Annotated in this window: 1 protein-coding gene; it reads right to left on the reverse strand. The window is 60.0% G+C overall.

The genetic code is table 11. The features are described 5' to 3' along the window. Nucleotides 1–533: hypothetical protein (locus H6A60_RS12375; RefSeq protein WP_439145086.1), on the reverse strand; the 533-nt coding region annotated here is incomplete at both ends.

Consider the following 533-nt stretch of genomic DNA (forward strand, 5'->3'; position numbering starts at 1 on the left):
GTTCACAGCAAGATTGGCCCCGTCGGTACTCTTAAGCGCATCGTCGCCGAGCGCAAAGAGCGCGCCCATCGACTGATCGTGACCGGCAAAGTCAACGGAGCTGCCCGCGTCGACGCGAAGCGCTGCGGTATTGCCGAAGCCCGAGTCGGTCTCGAAGACGACCTGAGCATTCTCAGTGAGCCACGTCTTGCCCGTGTAGGTATTTTCATCACCTGCAAGCGTTATCGTGCCCTTGCCGTCGGCGCCCTTGAAGACGATGTTGCCGGCCGCGCTGCCGTTCTCACCGTCCTTGATGAGTGCGTCAAAGACGGACGTCCCGTCCGCTGCCGCATTGGCCGTGATGGTGAGACCCTGCCAGCGAGAATCTTCAGCGTAGTTGCTGCTGCCGACATTGCCGGTTTCGTAGAGCAGACCAAGATCGGAGACCTTGTAGCCGATCGAAAGCGTGCCGGACTCGCTGTTGTACGTGAAGTTCTCGTCGTACGTGCGAACCGTTTCGGCAACACTCACGTAGCCGGAGCTGCCGCTGACTT

This window comes from Sutterella massiliensis (assembly GCF_016899755.1).
Taxonomy (GTDB): Bacteria; Pseudomonadota; Gammaproteobacteria; order Burkholderiales; family Burkholderiaceae_F; genus Sutterella; species Sutterella massiliensis.